The organism is Halorhabdus salina, from assembly GCF_013839425.1.
In the GTDB taxonomy this organism is placed as follows: domain Archaea; phylum Halobacteriota; class Halobacteria; order Halobacteriales; family Haloarculaceae; genus Halorhabdus; species Halorhabdus salina.
On sequence record NZ_JACDNP010000002.1, the window covers coordinates 209,789 to 233,258 of the forward strand.

The window sequence follows — 23,470 nt, forward strand, 5'->3', positions numbered from 1 at the left end:
GTCGATCGATACCACGAAACATGCAACGGTCCCGGACGGTTGTGCCCGTCGCCGCTGCCCTCGGGCTTGGTCTCTGGGTGGCCGATGCGGCTATCGACGCTCTCTTTTTCTACGACGAACCGTTCTTGGCGCTGCTCGTGACCGATGTCCCAGCCCACGAACTGTACATCCGGGTGTTGATACTGCTCGTCTTCCTTATCTTTGGGATCGTCATGGCTCGTGGGACGGTAGAGATACGCGAGCGCGAACACGAGGCAACGCTGTTTCGCCGACTGGTCGATGAAGCCACTGACAGCGTGTTCGTCATCGATCCGGAGACGGGGATCATCGAGGACGTCAATGCCTCGGCCTGCGAGGCACTTGGCTACGAGCGCTCGACGCTGATCGGGATGTCCGTCGCCGAGATAAATCCCGAATTCGAGGACGCGACAGCGTTCGAGAAGTTCATGGAGTCGGCTGAGGGTGAGACGCTTGACTACTATGAGACAACACACGTGCGGGCCGACGGGACCACGTTCTCGGTCGAGATATCAGCCACAACAGTCGATATCGACGACCAGATCTATCGGATCGCGATCGCTCGCGACGTCACCAAACGCACGGAGATGGTCGAGGACCTCCGCCGGAGCAGACAGCGCTACGAGTCCCTGTTCGACAGCATCAGAGACGCCATTCTGGTCGCCGACCCCGACCGCCGGATCGTCGACTGTAACCGGGCGTTCACCGAGTTGTTCGGCTACACACTCGCCGAGATGGAGGGGAAGTCGACCGAGTTCCTCTACGAGAGCGAGTCGGCGTTCGACGCGATCGGTGACTCGCTGGACAAACACGCCGAGGACCCGACGTTCGTCGAGACGATTCGCTACGAGAAGCAGTCCGGCCAGGTGTTCCCGGGAGAGACGAACATCTTCTATCGCCGGGACGAAAACGGGGAGATCGCCGGCTTCATCGCCCTCATCAGAGACGTGTCCGATCGCCAGGCACGAATGACACAGATCCGGACGATTGATCGGGTCCTGCGGCACAATCTCAACAATGCGCTGACGGTCATCCTGGGCAACGCCGAAACGATTGCAGACGGAGAGACCGACGACCCCCGATGGGGCGCCGAGCGCATCATCCAGACCGGCGAGAAACTCCAGGCCACCACTGCCAAGGAACGCGAGATTACGACCTTCCTGGCCGAGTCCCGGCCAACCGTCGAACGTGACGCGGTCACCGTCGTCGAGAGCGCCGTTACCGACCTGTGTGAGCGCCACCCAAACGTCGATCTGACTCTCGATTGCCCGGCCTCCCAGCCGGTCGTCGCGGTGGCACATCTCGGCCGGGCGATCGAGGAACTGCTCGAAAACGCTGTCACTCATTCCGACCGGGAGACGCCGTCGATACAGGTCGCGATCGAAACGGCCGACGGCGTCGTCGAGATCAGCATTGCGGACGACGGCCCGGGGATCCCCGAGATGGAGCGAAACGTCCTCACCGGCGAGCACGACATCGAGCCGCTGTATCACGGCCGGGGCATCGGCCTGTGGCTGGTGCACTTGATCGTGCAGTACTCGGATGGGACGCTCACCGTCGACGAGAACGACCCTCGTGGCAGCGTCGTCACTGTCCGACTCCGGGCGCCAGGCCGAGAGTCTGCTGCCGACCCGGCGACCGAGTGACTGGTGGCCGGCGCTCCTGGGCGACCGAGTGACTGGTGGCCGGCGCTCCTGGGCGACCGAGTGACTGGTGGCCGGCGCTCCTGGGCGACCGAGCGCTGTCGGCCAGCTGCTCAGCCGGCCACGGTGGTTTCTTGGCCTTCCAGCGGGTTGCTCTCTGCATGAAACCCTGGCAGCGCCGAACCGTCGGGTACGCGTTCATCCTGGCGGTTGTCATCCTCGTCTTCGCCGTCTTCTATCAGCGCGGAATGGCCGTCTTCGAAGGGGAGTCGAAAACCTTCTTGAGGTCGCTGCAGATCGTCGTCGAGACGTTCACCACGACCGGCTATGGGTCGGACTCCCCCTGGCATACCCCGGTGATGAACGGGTTCGTCATCTTCATGGACCTTACCGGCGTCATTTTGCTCATCACCGCCCTGCCGGTGCTCGCGATCCCGCTACTGGAGGAACTGCTGGAGACGACCGTGCCCGAGAGCGCCCCCGACGGGTTCGCCGATCACGTCATCATCTGTACGTACACGTCCCGTGCCGAAGCGCTGATCGACGAACTCGATTCCTGGGACGTCCCCTATCTCATCCTCGAACCGGATCGCGAGCAGGCGATCGCCCTCTCCGAGGAAGGGTATCACGTTGTCAACGCAGACCCGGAGACGGCAACCGGCCTCACCGCGGCGAACCTGGCCGACGCGCGGGCGCTGGTGGCGGATGTCTCCGACGAGGTCGACGCCAGCATCGTCCTGGCGGCTGGCGAAGTGGCCGAGGACGTGCCGATCATCAGCGTCCTCGAGCAACCGGACAGCCGGCCGTATCACCGCCTGGCCGGCGCCGACGAGGTCCTGTCCCCGCGGCCGCTGCTCGGGGAGAGCCTGGCCGCGAAGGTGACAACCAGCCTCGACACCGACCTGGGTGACGCCATCGAGATCGGTGAGGACTTCGAGATCGTGGAACTACCGCTCCAGCGGGGCAGCCCGCTGGTCGGGACGACGCTCGCCGAGAGCGGGCTCCGCGAACAGACCGGCGTCAACGTCCTGGGCGTGTGGTTCGACGGCGAGTTCCAGACGCCGCCCGATCCCGAGGCGCCGCTGACCAACGGGACAGTGCTCCTGGTCTCCGGCCACGAACGCGACATCAACGAACTCAGGGAACTGACACTCGCTGATGTCCGGACCTTCGGGTACGGGGAGACGATCGTCGTCGGGTACGGCGAAGTGGGGCAGACGATCACCGAGTCCCTTGCGGACGCCGGCGTTCCATACACGGTTGTCGACACCGTCGATATGGAGGGCGTCGATCACGTCGGTGACGCCACAGACCCGGAGACGCTGCGGGCGGCGGGCGTCGAGGACGCCCGCTCGGTTATCCTCGCACTCCCGGACGATACGACGACCGAGTTCGCAACGCTCGTGATCAGAGACCAGAGTCCGGACACCGAGATCGTCGCCCGCGTCGAGGAGTCACGGAGCATCCAGAAGATGTATCGTGCCGGTGCGGATTACGTCCTCGCGCTGGCGACTGTCAGCGGCCGGATGATCGCCTCGGCGATCCTCGAAGACGAGGCAGTCCTCTCACTGGAGGCACAGATCCAGGTTGTCCGCACGCCGGCGCTCGGTCTCGTTGGGCAACGGCTGGGTGAGGCACGTGTCCGCTCGGAGACGGGCTGTACCGTCGTCGGGATCGAACGGGACGGGGCTGTGCTGACGGACGTGGGGTCGAACGCTCGCATCGAGGAGGGTGACGAACTCGTCATCGCGGGCACCGACGACGGGATCGCCGCGTTCAACGAGCAGTTCGGCTGATCTCAGCCGTCCTCGGCACGATCGCCGTTGGGTTCGATCCTGGCCAGTCGCATCGCGTTGCCCGTGACGCCGAGGCTCATTCCCATGTCGGCAACGACGACCGTGATGGCAATGGACCCACCCCAATCTTCCTTACGGTCCGACAGCAGTACACAATATGAACGGCCAGCCCGCCGAGGTACGTGAGTGTGGGACCTGCGGGAATGTCGCCATCGGGAACGGTCCAGTACAGTGCTGTGAACAGCAGATGGACCGACGCGAGAGGACTGACGCTGTCGCCGCTCCGACACTGGAAGAACTCTTATTCCTTGTCTTCGATATTTCCGAGACGGAACTCGAAGTCTGCCTCTGCATTATGGAGGGCGGAGACATGACCGTCCGGGAACTCGCAGAGCAAATAGACCACGAGCGGAGTGTCGTTGCCGAACATCTCAGACACCTCACTGAGATCGGTGTGATAGACCGCGAGCGACGCATTCTCAAACAAGGCGGGCACGTGTACGTATACCGACCGCTACCGCCGGAAACGGTTCGAGAGCGGTTGACCGCCGTGTTTCTGACGTGGGTCGGAGAAGCTATCGAGCAGTTTGCAACACTCAGACAGGAGAAAGTCGAATCGATTGCCGCCGCGGATATGGACGCAACCTGGGAGATTTTCAGAGAGCAATAGGGCCCGAGTGGCACACCAAAATACTGTCCGGAGAGCCGAGTGTGCGAAATGAATCTACAACCGGACGGGGTTAGATTTCGTCTGCCGTGAGTGTGTAGACGACACCGAGTCCGAGGCCATAGACCAGATGCCACAACAGAGACGGGGTCGCGAAGTTCGGGAACGGGGGCGAAGCAGGTGAACCAACCGCGGTGAGCCAGACAGGCATCAGCAGCGCCGCCAGTCCGATCCAGGTGACGATTCCCCAGACCGCTCCGGCACCGACAGTCGCCGCCGTCGAATTGGTGTCGAGGAAGCCGATAACGGCCGCGAAAACGACTCCGAGGGCTGCCCCATGGGAAATGTGCACGACGAGACCGATCCCGGCGTTCGGGGGTGGTGTGAGCGTATACAGCGATGGAATTGCGACCTTGAGCGTCGGTGCGTTCATGAGGAGTATCAGTCCCCCCATCAGGATCGCGCCGAAGATGCCACCAGCTACGCCTGCCCGCCAGTTTCCGGGATAATCCCGGGTCTGTGCTGCTGATTCAGTTGTCGTTGACATACATGGTACCACAGGTGTTCGGGAATGATATTCGAGAGGAGGGTGTGGGATAGCAGGTCACAACCCCGAAACGATTATGTACTACCCCTCTATCGCAACGGAGTGTCTCCCCAACAGAGCAACGCGTCCCTTGCAGTTTCGTCATCTATCGACGAAACGGGCATCAAAAGGGGTCTCCGTTCGGTCTGTCAGAGCGCGGCCCTCGATAGCTTTTGACCGCGTTAATATTTAATCAATTGTCACGTAGTGTCGCCGCCCACGGCAGTGTCTTCCGTGTCGGGTTCGATCCGAGCCAGTCGCATCGCGTTGCCCGTCACGCCGAGACTCATGCCCATGTCGCCGACGACGACCGCGATCGCGACACTGACGTACCCCAGCGGGACGCCGACCGCAAGGAGGGCCTTCACGCCCAGGCTCGTCCAGATGTTCTGTCTGATCACGCCGACGGCCCGGTTCGACAGCGAGTACAGATAAGGCAGCTTCCCAATGTCGTCGCCCAGAAGCGCGATGTCGGCGGTCTCTAAGGCGGTATCCGTTCCCGCGGCCCCCATGGCGACGCTGACGTCGGCGGTCGCCAGCGCCGGCGCGTCGTTGATCCCGTCGCCGACCATCGCCACCTCGCCGTACTCGTCCTGTAGCGCCTCGATCGCCGCGACCTTCTCTTCGGGAAGGAGTTCGGCGCGGTAGTCATCGACGCCGACCGCCGCGGCGATGGCCCGGGCCGTACCCTCGTTGTCCCCCGTCAGCATGACGACCTCGCCGACACCGAGTTCGTGCAGACGCTGGACTACCCGGCGGGCACCCGGTCGTACCTCGTCGGCGATCGCGAGTAGGCCCCACACCTCGCCGGCGGTGCCGAGGACAACGATCGTCTTGCCTTCGTCTTCGAGGCTGGCGACCCGCTCGGCGACCGATTCCTCCGGCGGCCGGCCCTGGAGACTACCGCCGTCAGTCTGGGGCTCGTCGACCCCCGCGTCGAATCCGAGTGCAGCGAGATCGAGTCCCAGCTCCCCGAACAGCGCCGGGGTGCCCGCGTAGGCAGTCTCGCCCGCAACTTCGGCGCGAACGCCCTTGCCGGTCAGACTCTCGAAGTCGCTCGGCTCGGGCGGGTCGATTCCCGCCCCGGCTGCCCGCTCGCGGATCGCCGATGCGATCGGGTGTTCGCTCCGGCGTTCCAGGGCCGCGGCGTTCCGGAGTAGGTCACTCTCGTCGCGATCACCGATCGGAATGACGTCCGTGACCGTGAGTTCGCCTTTCGTGAGCGTGCCGGTCTTGTCCAGCGCGACGGCGTCAACCTCGCCCATCGCTTCGAGGTGGTTGCCGCCCTTGATCAGGACGCCGTTCTTCGCGGCGCTGGTGATCCCCGAAACGACCGAGACAGGCGTCGAGATGACGAACGCACACGGGCAGGCGATCACCAGCAGCGTCAGCCCGCGGACGAACCAGGGTCGCCAACCGCCGGGAAGGACGACTTCGAAACCCCCGATTCCGAGCGTTGCACTGCCGGCGATCAGAAGGGGTGGGACGGCCGCAGTTAACATCGCCAGCACGACGACTACGGGGGTATAGTAGCCGGCGAAACGGTCGACGAACTGCTCTTTGTCGGTCCGATTCTCCTCTGCCCCCTGGACCAGTTCGATGATCCGGGCGAGCGTCGAGTCGCCAGCCGTCGAGGTGACCTCGACCTCCAGGTAGCCCTCGGCGGTGATCGACCCCGCGAACACCTCGTCGCCCTCGCGCTTCTCGACGGGCATACTCTCGCCGGTAATCGGCGACTCGTCGACCGCACTCTCGCCCTCGATGACGGTGCCGTCCAAGGGGATCTTTTCGCCGGGCCGGACCAGTACTGTCTCACCGATCTCGACGTCCTCGGCGGGGATGGTTACTTCTTCACCGTCTCTGCTCGCGGTTTCACCGCTCGCTCGTTCGGAGGCCTCGTTCCCGCCGGTCGCTCCGGCCTCCCGCCTGACTCTCGCCTCGTCGGGCGATAGTTCCATCAACTCCCGCAGGGAATCCCGCGCCCGGTCCATCGCGTAGTCTTCGAGGAGCTCGGCGATGCTGAACAGGACGGCCAGGGTGGCCGCCTCGACGAAGTAGCCGATCCCCGTCGCTGCGAGAATGGCCACGCCCATCAGCAGGTCGATATCGAGGCTCCGGTTGCGCGCCGAATAGATCCCGCCGCGGACGACAGGCGCACCGCTGACGACGATTGCGACGAGGAAGAGTCCATCAGCGACAGCAATCGGATAGTCCAGAACAGCGGCGATTTCGACGTTGCCCCCGGTAACGATAAATTCGATGGCCAGCCCAAGCGCCAAAACGACTGCGCCGATCCAAGTCTTGATCGCCCGCGGACTCGTCCAGACCTCCGTCGGCGGGGCAACGTCAGGGCCGCCGGTGACCGTCTCGTCGTCCTCGTGACCGTCGTCGAGGACTTCGTACCCTGCGCTCTCGATGGCCGCGATCACGTCGGCTTCGGTGGTTTGCTCGGGATCGAACGTCACTGTCGCAGTCCCCTTGGTGGGGGAGAGAGACACTTCGGTGACGCCCGCGACGCGCTCGAGGCTCTCGTCAACTTTGCTCACACACGACGGACAGTCCATCTCCGGGACGGCAAGTCGAGCCGTAACTGTGCCAGCTGACTCGGCGGCAACCGCCTGTCCGGTGGCGGCCTCTCCAGCGGTCGGTCGCCCCACAGACTCGGCATCGTTCATTATCTCCTGATAGGGGAGACAGTTCGATAAGCCTTAGTTGGAATATTCCAAACGATGGCCTACCGCGTTGAAAGTCCGTGAGAGACTCGACCGCTGGGCGAAGGCGAAAGGCAAGAGCCAGGAGTGGTTCCGCGAGGGCAACGTCCTCACCAACGAGTGGGCGGTTGGCGAGGGCAACCACGACGCGTACACGTGGTGGCTAGACCACGGCGACGGAGAGTTCAACCCCCGAAGACCCAAACACGAGTTCGACAGCGAGACGCTGTAGCGGCTGGGCGAGCGCGTCGAGGAACTCATAGCGGACTCGGCGTTCGACGAGCCCAAAGACGTCCAGACGCGTCTCGAAGAGTTGGAGACGCTTGCGCGATCGATCGAGACGATCCGGCGACACTCTCGGATGTCCGGGTCATCGCCTGCTCCCGGGCGGATCACGAGAGCGTCCAGGCGGTCGCCGAACGCGTCCGGCTGTCGTGAGTGCTGCCGCGATGGGACCATCGCCGTCGGATCAGATGAAATCGCGGTTCTTCGGTTCGGGGCCAGGTGATGCCGCCTCGTCCACCACCGATACCGTTTCAATCATCTTTGAAACCAACACACATATATCCGTCTGCGTTTTAGATACATTTGAAATGGTGGTGAGTCAGTGACCGTCGTCGAACTCCTCATCCAGTTACTCCGGGCCGGAACCGACGAGATGTTGTCGTACCTGACGCTGCACGTCATCACGTGCCTGGTGCCGGCTTTCTTCATCGCTGGCGGGATCTCGGCCGTGTTGTCGGATCACTTCGTGAAGAAGTACCTGAGCGCGGATGCCCCGAAGATCCAGGCGTACTCGATCGCCTCGGTTTCGGGCATCGCGCTGGCGGTGTGTAGCTGCACAATCTTGCCGATGTTCGCCGGCCTCTACAAGAAGGGTGCGGGGATCGGCCCCGCGACGGCCTTCCTGTTCTCGGGCCCGGCGATCAACGTGCTCGCCGTCGTGTTCACCGCGAGTGCCCTCAGCCTCCCGCTGGGCGGTGCGCGGGCCTTCTTCGCGGTGACGATGGCCGGCGTGATCGGCCTGACGATGGCGCTGGTCTTCGGGGAGAGCGAGGGAGAAGAGAGCGCCGAGGCACAGCCTGTCATGACCGACGGCGGACACATCACAGAGCGCGAGCGTCCACTGTGGGTGACGGGGGGCTTCTTCGGGAGCCAGGTCGCGATCCTGTTGATCGCCGCGACGGGACTGCTCACCTGGGCAGTCAAAGCGCCGCTGCTCGCGCCGCTGTTTGGCGTCCTCGGCTATCTCCTCTGGGCTGAGTTCGATCGCGAGACGATCGACGAGTGGCTCGAAGAGACGTGGTTCTTCACGAAGACGATCTTCCCGCTGTTGATCGCGGGGACGTTCGTCATCGGCCTCATTGGCGCGATTGCGGCCATTGCCCAGGGTATGGGGCCTCTAGAGATGCTCACGCGGGGCGGCGAGACGTTCGTCGCCCACAAAGTCGCCCCGGGTCTACTCACTCAGGGGATCTTCGGCGAGACGACCGTCCTCTCGACCGGCCTCGGATCGGTCATCGGCGCGATCTTGTACATGCCAACGCTGCTTGAGGTGCCGATCATCGGGTCGCTGTTTGGCTACACCAACGGCCTGATGGCCGAGGGCCCCGCGCTCGCATTGTTGCTTGCGGGCCCGTCGCTGTCGCTGCCGAACATGCTCGTGATCTGGAAAACCATGGGTGCAAAGCGAACAGCGCTGTATGTCAGCCTCGTCGCCGTCGCAGCCACCATCGCGGGCCTGATCTGGGGCCTGCTCGTCTGAGGAATCGATACCAAACCAACACGCAATCCACACGACAACCTATGAAAATCGAAGTCATCGGCCCTGGCTGTGCCAGATGTAAGAAGACCGAACAGAACGTCAACAAAGCACTCGATGAACTCGGTGGCGAGTTCGATGCGACCGTCGAGAAAGTCGAAGCACAGATGGAAATCATCGACCGCGGCGTGATGCACACGCCCGCCGTCGCCGTCGATGGCGATGTCCAGATCGAGGGCGACATCCCGGACGTCGATCGACTCGTCGACGTATTCCAGTCCGCGTAGGACACGCGACCGAGTCGGTATCGCCCCCGTTCGCTCAGGTCCACCAGAAACACTGGGTCAGATCTAGCTGCCGTGAGTGGACCCCCACGCGATCCGCCCTCATTCAGTCGGAGACGCGTCCGGATGAGTCTCATCGGCAACGTATGCTTTCGCAAGGTGCTCCTCGGCACGTCGCAATCGATACGTCAGCGTCGATCGGGGCACGTCGAGATGGGTGGCCAGTTCAGCGACATCCACCTCGCGCGGATGCTCGTAGTGGCCGTGTTCGACAGCAGCCCGGAGCGCCGCGGCCTGTTCGGCCGAGAGACTCATCGATTCCTCGGCTACGCCAGCCCCGGGTTCGGCCGTCGTCCCGGTCCGGAGCATCTCCATTTCGGCACAGTCACCGACCGCATCCTCCAGCGCGTCGAAAAAGGCCCCCACGTCGCCGGTCCCCGAGTGGATAATCCGCCAGGTATAATGGCGACCCTCGTGGCGCGTATCGAACAGCAGGCCGTCACCGAGGTGATCCAGCGCGAGGTGGGGGACGGAAACACAGACCGGGCCACGCTCCCAGTACGAATAGAGCACGAGCGTCTCGTCGTTCCGGTCGAGAACGTCCGTCGTCTGGGTCGCTCCGCAGTCGTCAGTCGCCAGGCAGTCGGCGTAGTAGTCCGTCGACTTAAAAGCGTCCTCGATGGCGTCGAGGGCGTCAGGCGACCCACTGGCGTGGTCGACCCGCCAGAGGCGCTCGTTGGTTGCGTGCAGCGACAGCGACCGAATGTGTGCGTCAGGATGCTGGGCAAGCGTGTCCGCGACGGCATTACACCCTGGATCGTATTCCAGGGCAAAGACGAGTTCACGCATTGAGTGCCGTTCTCGCTCGCCGAATAAACGCCCTCCGGCGAGATGTATTGCTGCCGTCGTCTGCTGTCCCGACCGCGGTCACTCCGTCGCCCGGTTCGGGCCGGGCCGTTCGGTCGACGAGCCGCGACCGAAGCGCTCGGCGAGGGAGACCGATACGACCGACTTGGCGATCGCCGCCCCGCCAGTCACGGGATTCAGTGTCGTCTCGCCGACGCGCTCGCGGTACTCGATCGGGATCTCCGTGACGCGGTAGCCCCGCAACAACGGTCTGACCAACAACTCCGCCGAGAGGCCGGTGTTTTCCGTCCACTCGATAGCCTCGATCACCTCGCGACGATAGGCTCGCATGCCCGTGGTCGTGTCGTGGACACGTTCGCCGACCAGCGCGCTTGCCAGCCACGCAAAGGCGTGATTCCCCTGGCGGTTGAACCATGGCATCGTCTCGGCCCCGCCCGAGAGTCGGTCACCGCTGACCACGTCGTAGCCGTCGTTGATAGCGTCCAGAAAGTCCGGGAGGCGCTCCATCGGGTAGGTGTCGTCACAGTCGGTCGTGACGATCACTGGCCGGTCGGGGGTCGTGATCGCCTCGTGGACGGCCACGCCGTAGCCCTGTGGCTCCTGCTCGATCACGCGCGCGCCGTGCTCGCGGGCGACATCTGCCGTCCCGTCGCTCGAACTGTCGATGCAGACCACTTCGGCCTGCTCGTCGGTCACCGCGTCGATATCCGCAAGCACGGTGGCGATCGCCTCGCGCTCGTTGTACGTCCCCATCACGACGCTGACGTCCCCAAAGGTGTAGCCGTCCCCGCCAGTCCTGTCGTCACTCATTAGCCACCCGTTCGTCCACGGACACTTGAGGCTTTAGGTTGGCCTAAAGAAAATCACACTGGCGAGTTCAGTGCGCCAAAGTAGACCTGCCAGGCCAGCAGTGACTTCGCGACCAGACTCAACACGATGTAGGCGACCTCACCGAAGAGATAGTCCTGCCACTTCCAGACGCCTTTGTACTGGAGAAGCATGTTGATCGCGAAGAGGTTGAACAGGACGAAAAGCGAGACGTAGATGACAATCACGAAGTCGGGTGGACTCCCCTCCCCGAAGGAGTAAGTACCGACAATGGTGACGGCGATAGCGATCCAGGGGATTAGGCCGGCAAGCGAGCCGACGATGAAGGCACTCCAGTCGGTCTCCTCGGTGTGTCGATTGTACCGTTCCATCAGTAGCCCACAGAGGTTCATCACGGCAACGAGGCCGAACAGCGCGATCAGGGTGCCCAGATCCCAGACGCCGGCAAGCATCGCGATCAGGACGATCATCAGCGAGGCGCTGAGTGCATACTCGTACCAGCGGTAGGGGTTCATCCCCTGGTCGAGATACGCGACATATCGATCGTAGAGCACGGTCGCGATCAGCGCGTGGGCGATCGCAGAAATGAACAGGAATCCGGCGGCCAGATAGGCGAGTTCGATCGTTCCGATCGACGTCAAGACGGGTGACAGTGTTTCAGTCGCGGTGTCAAATTCGAGGTACGTGGAATTGATCGTCCACTCCCGTGACGTACTCAGATACACCATCAATGCGCCCTGCAGGAAGTGAAGCAGTGCCATCGCGGCGTTGAACCGCCGGAGGTTCCAGTCGCTGGGTGTTGACGGTGCCATATTAGTCCTTCTCAGGGGATCATGAAGGTTCTTTTCCCGGGCCCCCATGTTCCTCACAGTATCCCGAACAGCAAAGCATCTGGCTGTCGAGAAGGCAGGTATGACAGACACGGAGGCCCCGCCGTATCTCGATGTCTCGCTCCCGACAGACCAGCGCGTCGCGGACCTGCTCGATCGAATGACCGTCGCTGAAAAAGTCGCGCAACTGGGGTCGCTGCCCGCACAGGCACTGACGGAAGACCGCCCACAATTACTCGACGACGATGGCACGCTCGCTGCAGAACGCGCTCGTGAACGCTTGAGTGACGGGATCGGCCACCTGACTCGAGTCGGCGGCGGCGCGAGTCTCGAACCCGGCGAATACGAACTCCGAATCGGCTCTTCGGCCGCCGATATCGAGGCGACCACGACGTTCGACGTCGTCGGTGATCGCCGACGGCTCCCGCAGAGCCCCCGGACGTATTTCGCCGAGACAGACGTCGAGTGTAGGCTCTCTCGTCTGTTGGTCCTCACACGGGCCAGCCACAATCCCCGGTCGTGTCCCGCCAGATCGGGTGGCTGGATCAGGAAAGCGTCCGATCGAGGAACTGCCCGATCGCGTCGGGGCCAGCGGGTGGGTGGGCCGGGAGCAGCACGTCGTTGCTCGCCCCCGGCTCGCTGCTGGCACTCGCCGTCACGCTCTGGGTGGGACGATCCGCGCCGGTGAGTTGTGCCATCGCTGTCCGTTCCGAGTCCGCGCCGAAGACGTGTCCCATCTCGTGTAGCTCGTAACTCGTCACCGGGACGTCTCCGTCACGCAGTTTCGAGACCAGCGAGCGGGTCTGCTCGATCGACACCACCTCGTCGGCCCGGCCGTGCATCACGAAAAGCGGTGGAGCGTCCGCGTCCACGTAGGTGACGGGACTCGCCCGTCGTGCTCGATCCCGATGCTTCGAGATCTGGCCGCCCACGAGCAACGAGGCGATGTCCTCGGGATCTTCGGGCACGGTGGTCAGGTCGGTGACCCCGTACCAGTCGACGACAGCCTGGACAGCGCCGGACTGCTCGGGGGCGACCGTCTTTTCGACACGCTCGGGCGCGTAGACGTTACCCGCGACGGCCGAGATATCGTCAATCAGCCCCGCGAGCAGCGCGAGGTGCCCGCCAGCCGAGGCTCCCCACGTCGCGATGCGATCGGGGTCGAAACCGTATTCGGTGGCCCGGGCCTGAAGCCACCTGATCGCGGCTGTGACATCGACGATCTGGTCGGGGAAGACGCCCCGCGGCGTCGTGTTCTCGGGGTCGATGTCGAACGGAATCTCCAGGCCATCCGGAATCTCGGCCAGTCGGTAGCTGACGCTGGCGATTGCGACCTCCCACTCGGCGGCGTAGCGTTCCAGATCCGGCGCATTCTTGCGGGTCTCGAACACCCAACCGCCGCCGTGGACGTAGACGACCAGGGGTGGCCGCCCGGCGATCTCGGGGACGAACAGGTCGAGACGAAGGTCGCCAGCGTCTCGACTGGCATAGGTCACGTCTTCGTGGATGGCGACAGCCGGCTCTCCGGTCTCCGATGCGTCCGCAGTGGATTCTGTCGGGGACTCGGTCATCTATCGCATCGATATTGTCGTCGAAACATTTTGGCACTGTCGCCTGGTCGTCGTCCCGGCTGGGGCCGATAAACGGACTCAGCGAAATGTCTCCATCTCGATCGGTTCGAGATCGGTTGCTCCCTCATCGATGTACGTCCCGATCTGCTGGTCGACCTCACCGACCTGTTCCGGCAGCCACTATCGCAAGAATCGGAGTGTCTTCATGTGGACTGTCGCATCGCCCGACTCGTTGTGAAAGATTAGAGTGAGTGTTCTGGACTCTGAGAGTGATAAACTGAGACCTCTATTACATATAATATCTGGTTTTAAATAGGAGGGCGGGATAGATTGTCACAAAGAAGGTACATATCCCATGAAAGCAAAATCGGAACAACGGGCAGGGTCCACCCACCAAGGTCAGAAGATCGGCTACGTGTTACGGCGTAGTGGTGAGACAATCGTCTACGCAGGTAAGGTTGCCCTCTTGGCGGTGGTAGGCCTTAGTCTGTTCATCGTCGGTTCCTTGATCCGCGCATTTGGCTATCTCGTTCGTCTCGGATCAATCGGTCCCTACTGGTTCGAGTTCGCTTTCGCAGGTGGCGTGATCTATGCAACCAGCCAAGGGATTACTGCGCTCGCGTCAACCGTAGGGGCGTCTCTCCCCCTTCTCTGGACAGGGATTTTCATCGGGACTGTCGCTCTCGGTGCCGTGACGGTCGGCGACTATCTCGCAGGAGGTGGGCTACTGCTCTTTCCGACGGCCAAGATCATCCCAGAACAGGTGAGGACATCCGATCTACTCGGTTGGTCGGACGATAGTTCCAGTACCGAAGAAAACGGGGAAGAAATGGAATACGAAGAACGACGAGGCGCAGGGTACAATGATGACTGGGACCCCAGTGTCGATGTGGATGCGGGAGGTTCCAAGATCGGATCGAGAGACAAGAGCTCTACTACGAGTGACGAGTCCGATACCGACATGACGAGTACCGAGTACCTCCGGGAACCCCCGTCAACCAACTTCGATGACGTCGGCGGGATGGAAGAACTCAAGAGTGAACTCCGCAGTCGTGTGATTGAGCCCCTCGAAAACCCCGAAAAATACGAGCGATACGGGCTGAGTGTCGAAAATGGGCTCCTCCTATACGGCCCGCCGGGGACGGGGAAGACGTACATCTCGAAAGCCCTTGCAGGAGAGCTCGGGATCAACTACATCCAAGTGAAAGGGTCGGACATTATCGAGCGGTGGATCGGTGCAGGGACCGAGAACGTTGCACAGTTGTTCGAAGAGGCCCGTGAGCACCAACCCTGCTTGGTCTTCGTCGACGAGATCGACGCGCTCACTCCCAATCGGAGTGGTCAGGGACAGCACCAAGATCAGATGAACACGGTCAACCAGTTCCTTGAAGAAGTGAGCGAAATCAACGAGCAAGACCACGATATCGTCATTATTGGGGCGACCAATCGAGCCGATCAAATTGACGACGCGATGCTACGTAGTGGCCGCCTCTCAGAGAAAATCGAAGTGCCTCCACCGGACGCAACCTCCCGTATAGCCATCCTCGACAATCACCTTGATGCCCCTGTCGCGGGAGAAACGATTCAATCCAATCAAATTGCAGATGCTTCCGAAGGGCTGACGGCGGCTGACATGCAGCGAGTAGCCGACGAAGCCGCTTGGGAAGCGATGGAGCGGGAAGGAAAAGTGACCCATGAGGACCTCATCGGAGCCATCCAAGATATCAAAGCACAAGAAGGGTCCTACTGACACTCTCGCTACCCTCTCTGCGGATCTATTTTCACCGGAATATCCACCCATACCGGAAGAAGCTCCGGGATTAGAGAGCTAACCAACACAAACGCCAACCTGTGCGAATCTGTTGGTTAGCCACGGGGAGTGTCATACCCGGATTTAAATAAGATGAGAAGATACGAGAGAATATGACTGATAAACAAACACGACGGAAGTATCTTACCGCAGTATCGGGATTGTTTGCCACTGGACTCGCTGGTTGTAGCGGAGGGAATGAGACAACTAGTAGTGATGAAACAGTTGGTGGAAGTACAACAACTGATGAGAAGGTGCAATCAGCAGACTTGATTGAAAACGTGGAGATTGAAAGCCAGATCGAGGATCACTATGGAAATCTCAATGTGATTGTTGGGCTAGTCAATGACCACAGTATCAACAAAATCAATCTGATCGGGCCGGAGGGACAAGTCCACGCCAGTTCTTCAGTTCCGACTGGTGCGACGAAGGTCACGATGAAGATACTGGATGATAGAGGGGCTGACGTAGAGGAAGGCGAGATCCCCTCGCCTGGTGCATATGAAATCGCACTCATCAAAGATGGTTCGGTAGTTCAAGAACAATCACTCGATTTTACCTACGACATCACAGTCGAAAATATATCCTTGGTTGAAGACGGGTATGTGACCCAATTCCGACTTAGTGTACGGAATGAGGGTGAAATCCCGATCCAGCCAGAAACCGCATTCGTAACAGGGGATGTACCTGACCCTGGTAGCCCCGACGGTCGAAATGCGATTATAAGAGGGGTAGGTCATGACGCAGAGGGTCATACGGCTGGGATTTATCTCTGGCCGGGATACACCTCACCAATTGGAATTGGAGGGCCTTTGAGCAGTGTAGTAAGTGATGATTGTAATGGCGACGTGCGAAATGCCACAATCCACTTACATAGTCCCTCAGATCCTCTATTCGAGATAGACGTTGAATTTGTTCTATCTGGAGACGCTAGAGCACAGATCACAGGTAAGAACGTCTGCTCGAGTGGCGAAGTTCAATCGTGGAATGTGCGCCGTGTGAAAGACAATACAGCCGAGTAACGATGTCCCGCTGCTTAATGGATTGCCCCCAAACATCAGCGGTAAAATCTCTTGTGTCCGCTTGATCGCCACGAGGGATACTATTGGCCAGCTTTTCCGGAGGCCCTATACGACCAGTCGCCCCCTTCAGAGCACGCCCTCGGCGTCGAGGACGTCCTGCAGTTCGGCCATCGACTCGACGACAACGTCACAGGCCGGCTCGACCGTCTCCTTCGGGTCGAAGCCGACGGCAAGCCCCGCAACTTCGAGCATCGGCAAATCGTTTGCCCCGTCCCCGACCGCGACTGTCTCGTCCATTTCGACACCGTACTCGCCGGCCAGATCCGCCAGGGCGTCGTCCTTGGTCCCTTCGATCAACGGGCCCTCGACCTCGCCGGTGAGCTGTGCCTCCGCGACCGGCAACCGATTGGCGACGATGCGATCGACGGTGACGTCTGCCTTCTGAAGTGCCGCCGCGACCCCACGATCAAAACCGCCGGTCAGGATCGCGGTGGTGACCCCGGCGTCGTTCAACGCCGCGATCACGTCGGCCGCACCCGGCCGCAGGTGGACCTTCTCGAAGGCAGCCCCGGCCTCCTCGTCGGCCAGTCCCTCAAGCAGCCCACACCGCTCCCGGAGGCTCTGTGCGTACTCGATCTCGCCGGCCATTGCGCGCTGGGTGATGGTGTCCATCTGCTCGACGACGCCACAACGTTCGGCCAGGAACGTCGTCATCTCGTCCCCCGAGAGGGTCCCGTCGAAGTCGAAGGCAACTAGCATGGCTTCGGGTTTGCGACGCTCCTTTTCAAAGGGTACGATTCGCGTCCAGATCGAACAACCCTCAGCGCCATAATATCCGGGCCATCAGCCCGAAATATTGCGGTCACCAGGGTGCGAACGCACCGCGACCATGCTGATACGTCAACGCAGCGAGGAACGAACCAACGCGGGTGAAGGCGGCCGCACCGCCGAGGAAGAACACCCATTCGATCCCGGCGGTACCCATCAGCCAGCCAGTAGTGGCGCGAGGATGCTGCCGGGCTTCCAGAGCAGCGAGCGAATTCCGATCGAACTGGCGATGCCCTCGCCTTTCCCCTCGTCGGCAAACAGCGCCATACTCGCCGGTTCGCGAAACGCGTCGGCGGCACCGAGCAACCCGTTCAGGACGATCGCCGCCAGGACGGCACCCATAATGACCGCGACCAGGACGAACACCGTCGAGAAGCCAGTGAGTGCGAACAGTCCACCGGCGGCAAGCGGGGCCAGTCCACCGCCGGCCATCCGGAACGCATTGTACTTGCCGATGTAGTTAGCACGGTCGCTCGCGGGAGCGAGATCCCCGATGACTGCCAGGCCGAGTAACCCGACACCTGTCATGCCTAGCCCCTGGAGCAGGCGTGCGCCGAGGAATCCGTCGATGCTGGTGATGACCGCGAACGCCGCGTACGCGAGAACGCTTGTCACCAAGCCAACCAGCAAGATCGTGCGTTTGCTATAGCGGTCCCCAGCCCACGCGATCGGCACGATCCCGATGGTCCGTGCGAGTTCCAGTGCTGTCACGAATACCCCGATCGTGATCCCGGTCGCCCCGAGAGCGTCGATGTAGTCGGGCAACAGCGTCAAGACTGTTATAAAACCGAAACTCCCCGCAAACCGCATCGTATACAGCGACGAGAACTGCAGTCGGGCGCGGCTGAGGTCCATGCCTTCGTGGATCGCCAATTCGCGCTAAAATGTGTTACAAAACAGTTCATAGCTAGCGTTCCAGAGTAACTCGCGGCTCGCGGGTCGCTCCTTTCAGTCGCTCCCGCTCGCTCAAACCGATGTCTCCTCGTTCCCGTCGGTCACTCCTCGACCTCGCAGCCCTTGGCCAATATTGCGCTACAGCCAAGTCCTATCACCCGCTGGGGCGACGTCATTGTATGGAATCGAAAACCTGCGTCGTTACGGGCGCATCGCGGGGAATCGGCCGTGGAATCGCAGAGCGCTTCGGCGCGGCCGGCTGTGAGGTCGCCGTCAACTATCACAGTTCCGACGAGGCCGCACAGGCGGTCGTCGAGGCCGTCGAGGCGGCCGGCGGCGAGGCTATCGCCGTCCAGGCCGACGTGACCGACCCCGAGCAGGTCGACCTGATGGCCGAGGACGTCCAGGAGGCGTTCGGCGAGATTGACGTGTTGGTCAACAACGCCGGCATCAACCAGGACGTCTTCTTCGAGGAGATGACTCACGAGCAGTGGGGCGCCGTCCTGGATGTCCACCTCGACGGCGCGTTCAACTGCACCCAGACGTTCTACGACGACATCGTCGAGGCCGAGTCAGGCCGGCTGATCAACATCTCCTCGATCGTCGCGAAGGGGGGCAACCTCGGCCAGGCCAACTACGCGACGGCGAAGGCCGGCATCTTCGGCTTCACGCGGACGCTGGCGCACGAACTCGCTCGTGAGGGCTCGACAGCCAACTGCGTCGCACCGGGATTCATCGAGACGAGCATGGTCACAGACCTTCCCGATTCGATCATCGAACAGGTCGAGGAGGACACGCCGCTTGGCCGGATCGGCGATGTCGAGGAGGTCGCCGACGTGGTCGCCTTTCTCGCCAGCGAGCGCTCGTCGTTCATCACCGGCGAGGTCATCGACGTCAACGGCGGGATGGATCTGTAAGTCGTCCAGAGACGCTTGCCGAACGTAGTGAAGCCATAGAATTCGTATGGAGCCTGATCGGTGGAGTAATGGAAGATTCAGGACGGGTATCTTGTACAGACTCACCTCCAAGTTGAACAGCTAGATCAGTCACCACAGTCCACCAACCGAACACTTATTCCCTCAGTTCGCCTAGTCGGCGTATGGCAAGTGCGACACGTGAGGAGTCTCCCGAAGAAGGTGTGGAGTTCATCCACGAAGATGATGGGCGGATTACCGCCCGTGATCTGGAAACTGGTGTTGCCTCCTTCGGCGAGACGAAATCAGACGCACTCCAGATGCTCGCCGAGGCACTTGCGTGCCATGAGGGTGGCGAAGAGCCAGTCACCGACGAAGACCTCCAAGAGTGGGGGCTTGACGACGTTGAGCCTGGTAATACGGAACTTCCCGAGTTCATGTAGTAGATGGTTCGGACACAGTTCTCCGGGCGTGAAATTGCGTCTGTGCTGATTGACCACGGATTCGTCCGGACAGGCCGGGTTGGTAGCCATCTGAAGCTCCGCTACGTGTCGCCTGACACCGATGAGGTGCGTATTGTGACAATCCCAATGAAGTCAGCGGATGACATCCCACCCGGAACACTCCAGTCGATCGCTGAGCAGTCCGGAGCGAACGATTTTCATGCATGGTGCCGGTGGATTAGTGAAAACCTGTAGCGCGTGGTTCGCAGGTTCGTTCTACCAGCCGACTCAGGAAAACGGATCGGGGAACAAATGAGCGTACTGTGATAAATACGCTCTCAGTCTTGCACAACAACTGGCACCACTATCAGAAATCTCCATGCTGTTTCACCAACTCGGGAAAGAGCCCGTCACGAAGCAGGGAGCGGCCCATTGATCGGGCAGGACGTCGATCGATGAGTTATGACGGACGATCAATTGACCGTCGAACCGATCGGCACGATCCACTCACCGTACGAGACGCCCGAGGGGATGCCGATTCAGCCGGCAGGGACCGACGCCACGGGCCGGGTCGAGCTCGATGCCGCGTACGAAGACGGCCTCGCTGACCTGGCGGACTTCTCGCACTGCATCCTCGTCTATCACTTTCACGAGTCACCGCCGGACGCTCCACTTCGCGTTGAACCGTTCCTCGACGACGCCGAACGCGGGCTGTTCGCCACCCGCGCCCCGAACCGGCCCAACCCGATCGGCCTCTCGGTCGTCGCGATCGAGTCGGTCACTGACGCCACGATCGACGTGCGGGGAATCGACGTTCTCGACGAGACGCCATTGCTCGACGTCAAGCCGTTCGTCGGCGCGTTCGACGTCCCCGAGTCCGTCGAGGATGGATGGATCACGGACTCGGACGACGATCCGGACGCTGTGCGGGCCGACGATCGATTCAGATAAGTCTTGAGCCCGATCGATAACATTCGAACCCGGCAAACGGCCAGACAAAACGGGTCAGACCGCTCCCGAAAACATCTGTCCGTCCCTCCGTTCAGTCAAGCAGGTGGATCGCGTCGGGCGGGATCCAGACGGCCGTTTCTCGTCCGTTTTCCGGAACAGTCCCCGATTGTGGCCGAACGCTCACCGTGACCGTCGCATCCACACCCGCCAGCTTGACCGCGACACGGTGGGCGTCGCCCTCGTAGAGACGCCGCCGAACCCTGCCGGCGAAGACGTTTTCGTCTCCGTCTGCTTCACGTCCCAGTTCGATCCGCGACGGATGGACACACGCCGTAACAGCGGTTCCGGATGACGCCTGGACGTCAGTCCGGAGTTCGAGGTCCCCGACTCGGACGACGGCCCCCAGGTCAGTTTGCCCGCTCACGGTCCCGTCGAGGCGATTGTCGGTCCCGGTGAAGCGCGCGACGAACCGACTGGCCGGGCGATCGATCACCGTCTCGGGATCGTCGACCTGTTCGATGACACCGTCCCGGACGATCGCGACGCGATCGCCGAGTGCCATCGCCGCCCGCCGGTCGTGGGTGACGTAGATCACCGGCACGTCCAGGTCGGCGAAGATGTCCCGCAGTTCCGAGCGGAGACGCCGGCGGATCGGCGCGTCCAGACTCGCCAGCGGCTCGTCGAGCAGCAAGGCATCGGGATCGGCCGCAAGCGTCCGGGCGAGTGCGACCCGCTTGGCCTCGCCACCCGAGAGGTCGGGTGGCCGCCGGTCGAGGACACCATCGAGTTCGAGCAGTTCGGCGAGGTCGGCCACGCGGTCGTCGTCGGCCGCGGCATAGGCGACGTTCTCGTGAGCGGTCATATGCGGAAAGAGCGCGCCGTCCTGAAAGACCAGCCCGACGCCCCGCTCTTCGAGTGGCCGGTCCGTCAGTTCTCGGCCGTCGAGGGCGACCGTTCCTGCCTCGGGCGTGACGATCCCGGCGATCGACTGCAGCAGTGTGGTCTTCCCGCTGCCCGAGGGACCCAGCACTGACAGCACCTCGCTGCCGACGGTCAGGCCAATTGGGCCGAGTTCGAAGGTGCCCACGGTCGCCCGCAGGTCGGTAAGTGCCAGCGTCATTGCCAGGGATTCCTCGCGACGGTATTGAGCACGAGCAAGGCCAGCAGCGCGATGGCCACCAGGACAATCGCCACGGGATAGGCCGCCTCGAGGCCGAGCGCCTGGAAGGAGGCCCAGATCTCGACGGGCATCGTCCGGGGGTAGTAGGCGACCATCATAGTTGCACCGAACTCGCCGAGTGCCCGCGCGAACGTCAGCGTCATGCCCGCGACGATCCCCGGGCCGGCCAGGGGAAGGGTCACGCGCCGGGCCGTCGTCAGGCGGTCCTTGCCGAGCGACCGGGAAGCGTGTTCGAGCGACCGATCGACGCGCTCGAAGGCCGCCTTGGCCGTGACGACGACGAACGGCGACGCGACGAACGTCTGGGCGAGGACGACGCCGGCGAGCGAGCGCGTCAGCGGCAGGCCGGCCGCCGCGGCCGCTCCGCCCAGCGGCGTCCCCTCGCCGACAACCGCGAGCACGACCATCCCGCCGACCACCGGGGGAAGCACGAGCGGCAGGACGACGATCCCGAGAACGACGCTCTTCCAGCGAGTCTCGGCCCGCGCCAGCCAGTACGCCAGGGGCACGCCCAGGATCGTGGCGACGACTGTCGTGATAGTCGCGGCAAGCACTGACGTCGTCGCGGCCGCCCGGACCGACGGGTCCGACAGCCCCGCCAGGAGCGCGTCCGGCGGCGTCGAGACCAGCAGGGCAACGAGCGGGAGGAGGTAATAGACCACCAGGAGCCCGCCGCCGAGGAGCGCCACCGTCAGCCAGTCGCTGTTGCGGGGGCCGATCCGTGACCGAATGGTGCGTCCAGCCATGGGTCAGTTCGTTTGCTCGGCAGTATCCGTCCTGTCGGGCGATCGCCCGACCCCCGATCCGAGCACCCGCCGAACTCGATCTGGGACCTCGCCCGTGACGGTCGGGAAGCGATCGCGGAACAGAAAACCCGATCCCTGGAGGGACGACCCCGACGTGAGCGCATCAAAGACGGCGAGACTCGCCGCCCGATCCGACCGGAGCGTCGCGCCGTAGCCGATCAGGCCGCCACGGACCACCTGCCCGCTCGGGAGTTGGTAGGTGGTCGTCGAATACCACTCCTCGACGTGGTCGGGATCGCTGAGATTGATCCGATCGGGCAGGGTGAGGAAGTCATAGCCTCGCTCGACGGCCATGTTCCGGTAGGCGAAGGCAGCGTCGAGCCCGCCGGTTTCGAACTGACCCACCAGTCCTGTCGCGGGATAGGTCTGCTTTCGCTGGGGAATCCGCTCACGAAGGTCCGACGCGTCGTCGTACAGCCGGGTAGCGAGTTCCAGGGCGAACAGCGTCCGGTAACCCAGCGGCCCCAGATCGGGATCGACCCGTCCGAGGTCGACCGAACCGGCGAGCAGCGGTTCGTACCACCGGTCGGGGCCGGCCGCCTCGATCCGCCGCCCGCCGGGTGAATTGGCGTCGTAAGCGAGCACGACGGCATTGCTCGCGAAGACGACGTGCCAGGGCACCGGGAGTGTCTCCTCGAACACCGCGGGGTCCGCCACGACGACGATGTCGGGATCACGTTGGCCCTCAGCGACCAGCCGGGCGACGGTCATCGAGCCGTGACACTCGATGTGAACGGGGACGTCGACGGCGGGCCGGAGTTCGGTTTCGAGGGCGTGCTGGAGGCTCCCCGCCGCGAGGATCGAGACCGGCGCGGTCGATTCACCGCCCTGGTAGAGCCCGTACCCCGCGATCCCCGCCAGTCCGGCCCCACCGACCGCGCCCAGGAACGCACGACGGGAGAACCGGCTGCCGGCCGCCTGATCCGCTGACCCCTCCGTTCCTCGGCGTTGTTTCATCGAAGACATAACAGCGATATGTCCCCTGAGACATAACGGTTGTGTCGAACACAAGAGTCGCCCACCACGTCCTGCGTCGACAGGGCTTTGGGCTGGCCCAGA

23 protein-coding genes and 1 pseudogene are annotated in these 23,470 nt (G+C 62.5%); 12 read left to right on the forward strand and 12 right to left on the reverse strand.

Translation table 11 applies throughout. The features are described from left to right. Positions 1-20 precede the first annotated feature (20 nt). The 3 genes from HZR20_RS03705 (at position 21) to HZR20_RS03715 (ending at position 4,127) form a co-directional block, all read left to right on the forward strand. A complete protein-coding gene (locus HZR20_RS03705) occupies positions 21-1,664 on the forward strand; it encodes a PAS domain-containing sensor histidine kinase (protein ID WP_181685245.1) in 1,644 nt (547 codons plus the stop codon). Positions 1,665-1,822: 158 nt separating this feature from the next. Continuing rightward, entirely contained in the window at positions 1,823-3,457 is a 1,635-nt protein-coding gene (locus HZR20_RS03710) for a potassium channel family protein (RefSeq protein ID WP_181685246.1), read from the forward strand. 157 nt (positions 3,458-3,614) lie between these two features. Next, complete coding sequence (locus HZR20_RS03715) at positions 3,615-4,127, forward strand: helix-turn-helix domain-containing protein (RefSeq protein WP_181685247.1); 513 nt, start codon at positions 3,615-3,617, stop codon at positions 4,125-4,127. Positions 4,128-4,197: 70 nt separating this feature from the next. On the opposite strand, the gene HZR20_RS03720 is transcribed toward HZR20_RS03715, so the two are convergent. Continuing rightward, positions 4,198-4,671, reverse strand: coding sequence for a DUF6789 family protein (locus tag HZR20_RS03720; RefSeq protein ID WP_181685248.1), 474 nt, complete (start codon positions 4,669-4,671; stop codon positions 4,198-4,200). A gap of 239 nt (positions 4,672-4,910) precedes the next feature. Then, on the reverse strand, positions 4,911-7,385 hold the full coding sequence (locus HZR20_RS03725) for a heavy metal translocating P-type ATPase (RefSeq protein WP_181685249.1): 2,475 nt from the start codon (positions 7,383-7,385) through the stop codon (positions 4,911-4,913). Positions 7,386-7,452: 67 nt separating this feature from the next. On the opposite strand from HZR20_RS03725, the gene HZR20_RS03730 reads away from it, so the two are divergent. From HZR20_RS03730 to HZR20_RS03740, 3 genes are all read left to right on the forward strand, one after another. Then, positions 7,453-7,653 carry a hypothetical protein gene (locus tag HZR20_RS03730; protein WP_181685250.1) on the forward strand — a complete coding sequence of 67 codons (201 nt, stop codon included), beginning with the start codon at positions 7,453-7,455 and terminating at the stop codon, positions 7,651-7,653. Positions 7,654-8,028: 375 nt separating this feature from the next. Then, positions 8,029-9,186, forward strand: a complete 1,158-nt coding sequence (locus HZR20_RS03735; protein WP_181685251.1) for a permease — start codon at positions 8,029-8,031, stop codon at positions 9,184-9,186. Between the two features lie 41 nt (positions 9,187-9,227). Then, positions 9,228-9,470 (forward strand): thioredoxin family protein, encoded by a 243-nt coding sequence (locus tag HZR20_RS03740; protein WP_181685252.1) that lies wholly within the window; start codon positions 9,228-9,230, stop codon positions 9,468-9,470. 99 nt (positions 9,471-9,569) lie between these two features. Here the strand turns inward: HZR20_RS03740 and HZR20_RS03745 are convergent, their stop codons facing one another. The 5 genes from HZR20_RS03745 to HZR20_RS03765 form a co-directional block, all read right to left on the reverse strand. Then, positions 9,570-10,316, reverse strand: a complete 747-nt coding sequence (locus HZR20_RS03745; protein ID WP_181685253.1) for a helix-turn-helix domain-containing protein — start codon at positions 10,314-10,316, stop codon at positions 9,570-9,572. A gap of 78 nt (positions 10,317-10,394) precedes the next feature. Then, entirely contained in the window at positions 10,395-11,144 is a 750-nt protein-coding gene (locus HZR20_RS03750) for a dolichyl-phosphate hexose transferase (RefSeq protein WP_181685254.1), read from the reverse strand. A 53-nt stretch (positions 11,145-11,197) separates the two neighbouring features. Continuing rightward, the gene (heR, locus tag HZR20_RS03755) at positions 11,198-11,974 is read right to left on the reverse strand and encodes a heliorhodopsin HeR (RefSeq protein WP_181685255.1); all 777 of its coding nucleotides are present in this window, start codon (positions 11,972-11,974) and stop codon (positions 11,198-11,200) included. Positions 11,975-12,224: 250 nt separating this feature from the next. After that, the gene (locus tag HZR20_RS03760; RefSeq protein ID WP_181685256.1) at positions 12,225-12,500 is read right to left on the reverse strand and encodes a hypothetical protein; all 276 of its coding nucleotides are present in this window, start codon (positions 12,498-12,500) and stop codon (positions 12,225-12,227) included. Positions 12,501-12,537: 37 nt separating this feature from the next. Beyond that, entirely contained in the window at positions 12,538-13,563 is a 1,026-nt protein-coding gene (locus HZR20_RS03765; protein ID WP_181685257.1) for an alpha/beta hydrolase, read from the reverse strand. A 355-nt stretch (positions 13,564-13,918) separates the two neighbouring features. On the opposite strand from HZR20_RS03765, the gene HZR20_RS03770 reads away from it, so the two are divergent. Together HZR20_RS03770 and HZR20_RS03775 are read left to right on the forward strand one after the other, a co-directional pair. Continuing rightward, positions 13,919-15,313 carry an ATP-binding protein gene (locus HZR20_RS03770; RefSeq protein WP_220132638.1) on the forward strand — a complete coding sequence of 465 codons (1,395 nt, stop codon included), beginning with the start codon at positions 13,919-13,921 and terminating at the stop codon, positions 15,311-15,313. A 173-nt stretch (positions 15,314-15,486) separates the two neighbouring features. Beyond that, positions 15,487-16,395, forward strand: a complete 909-nt coding sequence (locus HZR20_RS03775; RefSeq protein ID WP_181685259.1) for a hypothetical protein — start codon at positions 15,487-15,489, stop codon at positions 16,393-16,395. Between the two features lie 126 nt (positions 16,396-16,521). Here the strand turns inward: HZR20_RS03775 and serB are convergent, their stop codons facing one another. Together serB and HZR20_RS03785 are read right to left on the reverse strand one after the other, a co-directional pair. Continuing rightward, positions 16,522-17,193: a phosphoserine phosphatase SerB gene (gene serB, locus HZR20_RS03780; RefSeq protein WP_309484898.1), complete on the reverse strand. Its 672-nt coding sequence runs from the start codon at positions 17,191-17,193 to the stop codon at positions 16,522-16,524. Between the two features lie 64 nt (positions 17,194-17,257). Further along, positions 17,258-18,078, reverse strand: a pseudogene (locus HZR20_RS03785) (MFS transporter). Between the two features lie 218 nt (positions 18,079-18,296). Between HZR20_RS03785 and HZR20_RS03790 the strand changes: the two are divergent. The 4 genes from HZR20_RS03790 to tsaA all read left to right on the forward strand — a co-directional run bounded on the left by HZR20_RS03790 (position 18,297) and on the right by tsaA (position 20,425). Then, positions 18,297-19,034, forward strand: a complete 738-nt coding sequence (locus HZR20_RS03790; RefSeq protein WP_181685261.1) for a beta-ketoacyl-ACP reductase — start codon at positions 18,297-18,299, stop codon at positions 19,032-19,034. 182 nt (positions 19,035-19,216) lie between these two features. Next, on the forward strand, positions 19,217-19,474 hold the full coding sequence (locus HZR20_RS03795; RefSeq protein ID WP_181685262.1) for a type II toxin-antitoxin system HicB family antitoxin: 258 nt from the start codon (positions 19,217-19,219) through the stop codon (positions 19,472-19,474). A 3-nt stretch (positions 19,475-19,477) separates the two neighbouring features. Beyond that, positions 19,478-19,729: a type II toxin-antitoxin system HicA family toxin gene (locus HZR20_RS03800; RefSeq protein WP_181685263.1), complete on the forward strand. Its 252-nt coding sequence runs from the start codon at positions 19,478-19,480 to the stop codon at positions 19,727-19,729. A gap of 207 nt (positions 19,730-19,936) precedes the next feature. Continuing rightward, entirely contained in the window at positions 19,937-20,425 is a 489-nt protein-coding gene (gene tsaA / locus HZR20_RS03805) for a tRNA (N6-threonylcarbamoyladenosine(37)-N6)-methyltransferase TrmO (RefSeq protein WP_181685264.1), read from the forward strand. A 91-nt stretch (positions 20,426-20,516) separates the two neighbouring features. On the opposite strand, the gene HZR20_RS03810 is transcribed toward tsaA, so the two are convergent. The 3 genes from HZR20_RS03810 to HZR20_RS03820 are packed head-to-tail and all read right to left on the reverse strand — an operon-like array spanning position 20,517 to position 23,368. Continuing rightward, positions 20,517-21,545, reverse strand: coding sequence for an ABC transporter ATP-binding protein (locus HZR20_RS03810; protein ID WP_181685265.1), 1,029 nt, complete (start codon positions 21,543-21,545; stop codon positions 20,517-20,519). After that, positions 21,542-22,351, reverse strand: coding sequence for a molybdate ABC transporter permease subunit (locus HZR20_RS03815; protein WP_181685266.1), 810 nt, complete (start codon positions 22,349-22,351; stop codon positions 21,542-21,544). The genes HZR20_RS03810 and HZR20_RS03815 overlap by 4 nt, the downstream gene beginning before the upstream one ends. Before the next feature lie 3 nt (positions 22,352-22,354). Then, on the reverse strand, positions 22,355-23,368 hold the full coding sequence (locus HZR20_RS03820) for an extracellular solute-binding protein (protein ID WP_220132639.1): 1,014 nt from the start codon (positions 23,366-23,368) through the stop codon (positions 22,355-22,357). Positions 23,369-23,470: the final 102 nt, after the last annotated feature.

Excerpts from the sequence above, each read along its gene's own strand:
- HZR20_RS03705 (WP_181685245.1), top strand. The coding sequence starts at position 21 with ATGCAACGGTCCCGGACGGTTGTGCCCGTCGCCGCTGCCCTCGGGCTT.
- HZR20_RS03710 (WP_181685246.1), top strand. The coding sequence starts at position 1,823 with ATGAAACCCTGGCAGCGCCGAACCGTCGGGTACGCGTTCATCCTGGCG.
- HZR20_RS03715 (WP_181685247.1), top strand. The coding sequence starts at position 3,615 with ATGAACGGCCAGCCCGCCGAGGTACGTGAGTGTGGGACCTGCGGGAAT.
- HZR20_RS03720 (WP_181685248.1), bottom strand. The coding sequence starts at position 4,671 with ATGTCAACGACAACTGAATCAGCAGCACAGACCCGGGATTATCCCGGA.
- HZR20_RS03725 (WP_181685249.1), bottom strand. The coding sequence starts at position 7,385 with ATGAACGATGCCGAGTCTGTGGGGCGACCGACCGCTGGAGAGGCCGCC.
- HZR20_RS03740 (WP_181685252.1), top strand. The coding sequence starts at position 9,228 with ATGAAAATCGAAGTCATCGGCCCTGGCTGTGCCAGATGTAAGAAGACC.
- HZR20_RS03745 (WP_181685253.1), bottom strand. The coding sequence starts at position 10,316 with ATGCGTGAACTCGTCTTTGCCCTGGAATACGATCCAGGGTGTAATGCC.
- HZR20_RS03750 (WP_181685254.1), bottom strand. The coding sequence starts at position 11,144 with ATGAGTGACGACAGGACTGGCGGGGACGGCTACACCTTTGGGGACGTC.
- heR (WP_181685255.1), bottom strand. The coding sequence starts at position 11,974 with ATGGCACCGTCAACACCCAGCGACTGGAACCTCCGGCGGTTCAACGCC.
- HZR20_RS03765 (WP_181685257.1), bottom strand. The coding sequence starts at position 13,563 with ATGACCGAGTCCCCGACAGAATCCACTGCGGACGCATCGGAGACCGGA.
- HZR20_RS03770 (WP_220132638.1), top strand. The coding sequence starts at position 13,919 with ATGAAAGCAAAATCGGAACAACGGGCAGGGTCCACCCACCAAGGTCAG.
- HZR20_RS03775 (WP_181685259.1), top strand. The coding sequence starts at position 15,487 with ATGACTGATAAACAAACACGACGGAAGTATCTTACCGCAGTATCGGGA.
- HZR20_RS03790 (WP_181685261.1), top strand. The coding sequence starts at position 18,297 with ATGGAATCGAAAACCTGCGTCGTTACGGGCGCATCGCGGGGAATCGGC.
- HZR20_RS03795 (WP_181685262.1), top strand. The coding sequence starts at position 19,217 with ATGGCAAGTGCGACACGTGAGGAGTCTCCCGAAGAAGGTGTGGAGTTC.
- HZR20_RS03800 (WP_181685263.1), top strand. The coding sequence starts at position 19,478 with ATGGTTCGGACACAGTTCTCCGGGCGTGAAATTGCGTCTGTGCTGATT.
- tsaA (WP_181685264.1), top strand. The coding sequence starts at position 19,937 with ATGACGGACGATCAATTGACCGTCGAACCGATCGGCACGATCCACTCA.
- HZR20_RS03810 (WP_181685265.1), bottom strand. The coding sequence starts at position 21,545 with ATGACGCTGGCACTTACCGACCTGCGGGCGACCGTGGGCACCTTCGAA.
- HZR20_RS03815 (WP_181685266.1), bottom strand. The coding sequence starts at position 22,351 with ATGGCTGGACGCACCATTCGGTCACGGATCGGCCCCCGCAACAGCGAC.
- HZR20_RS03820 (WP_220132639.1), bottom strand. The coding sequence starts at position 23,368 with ATGAAACAACGCCGAGGAACGGAGGGGTCAGCGGATCAGGCGGCCGGC.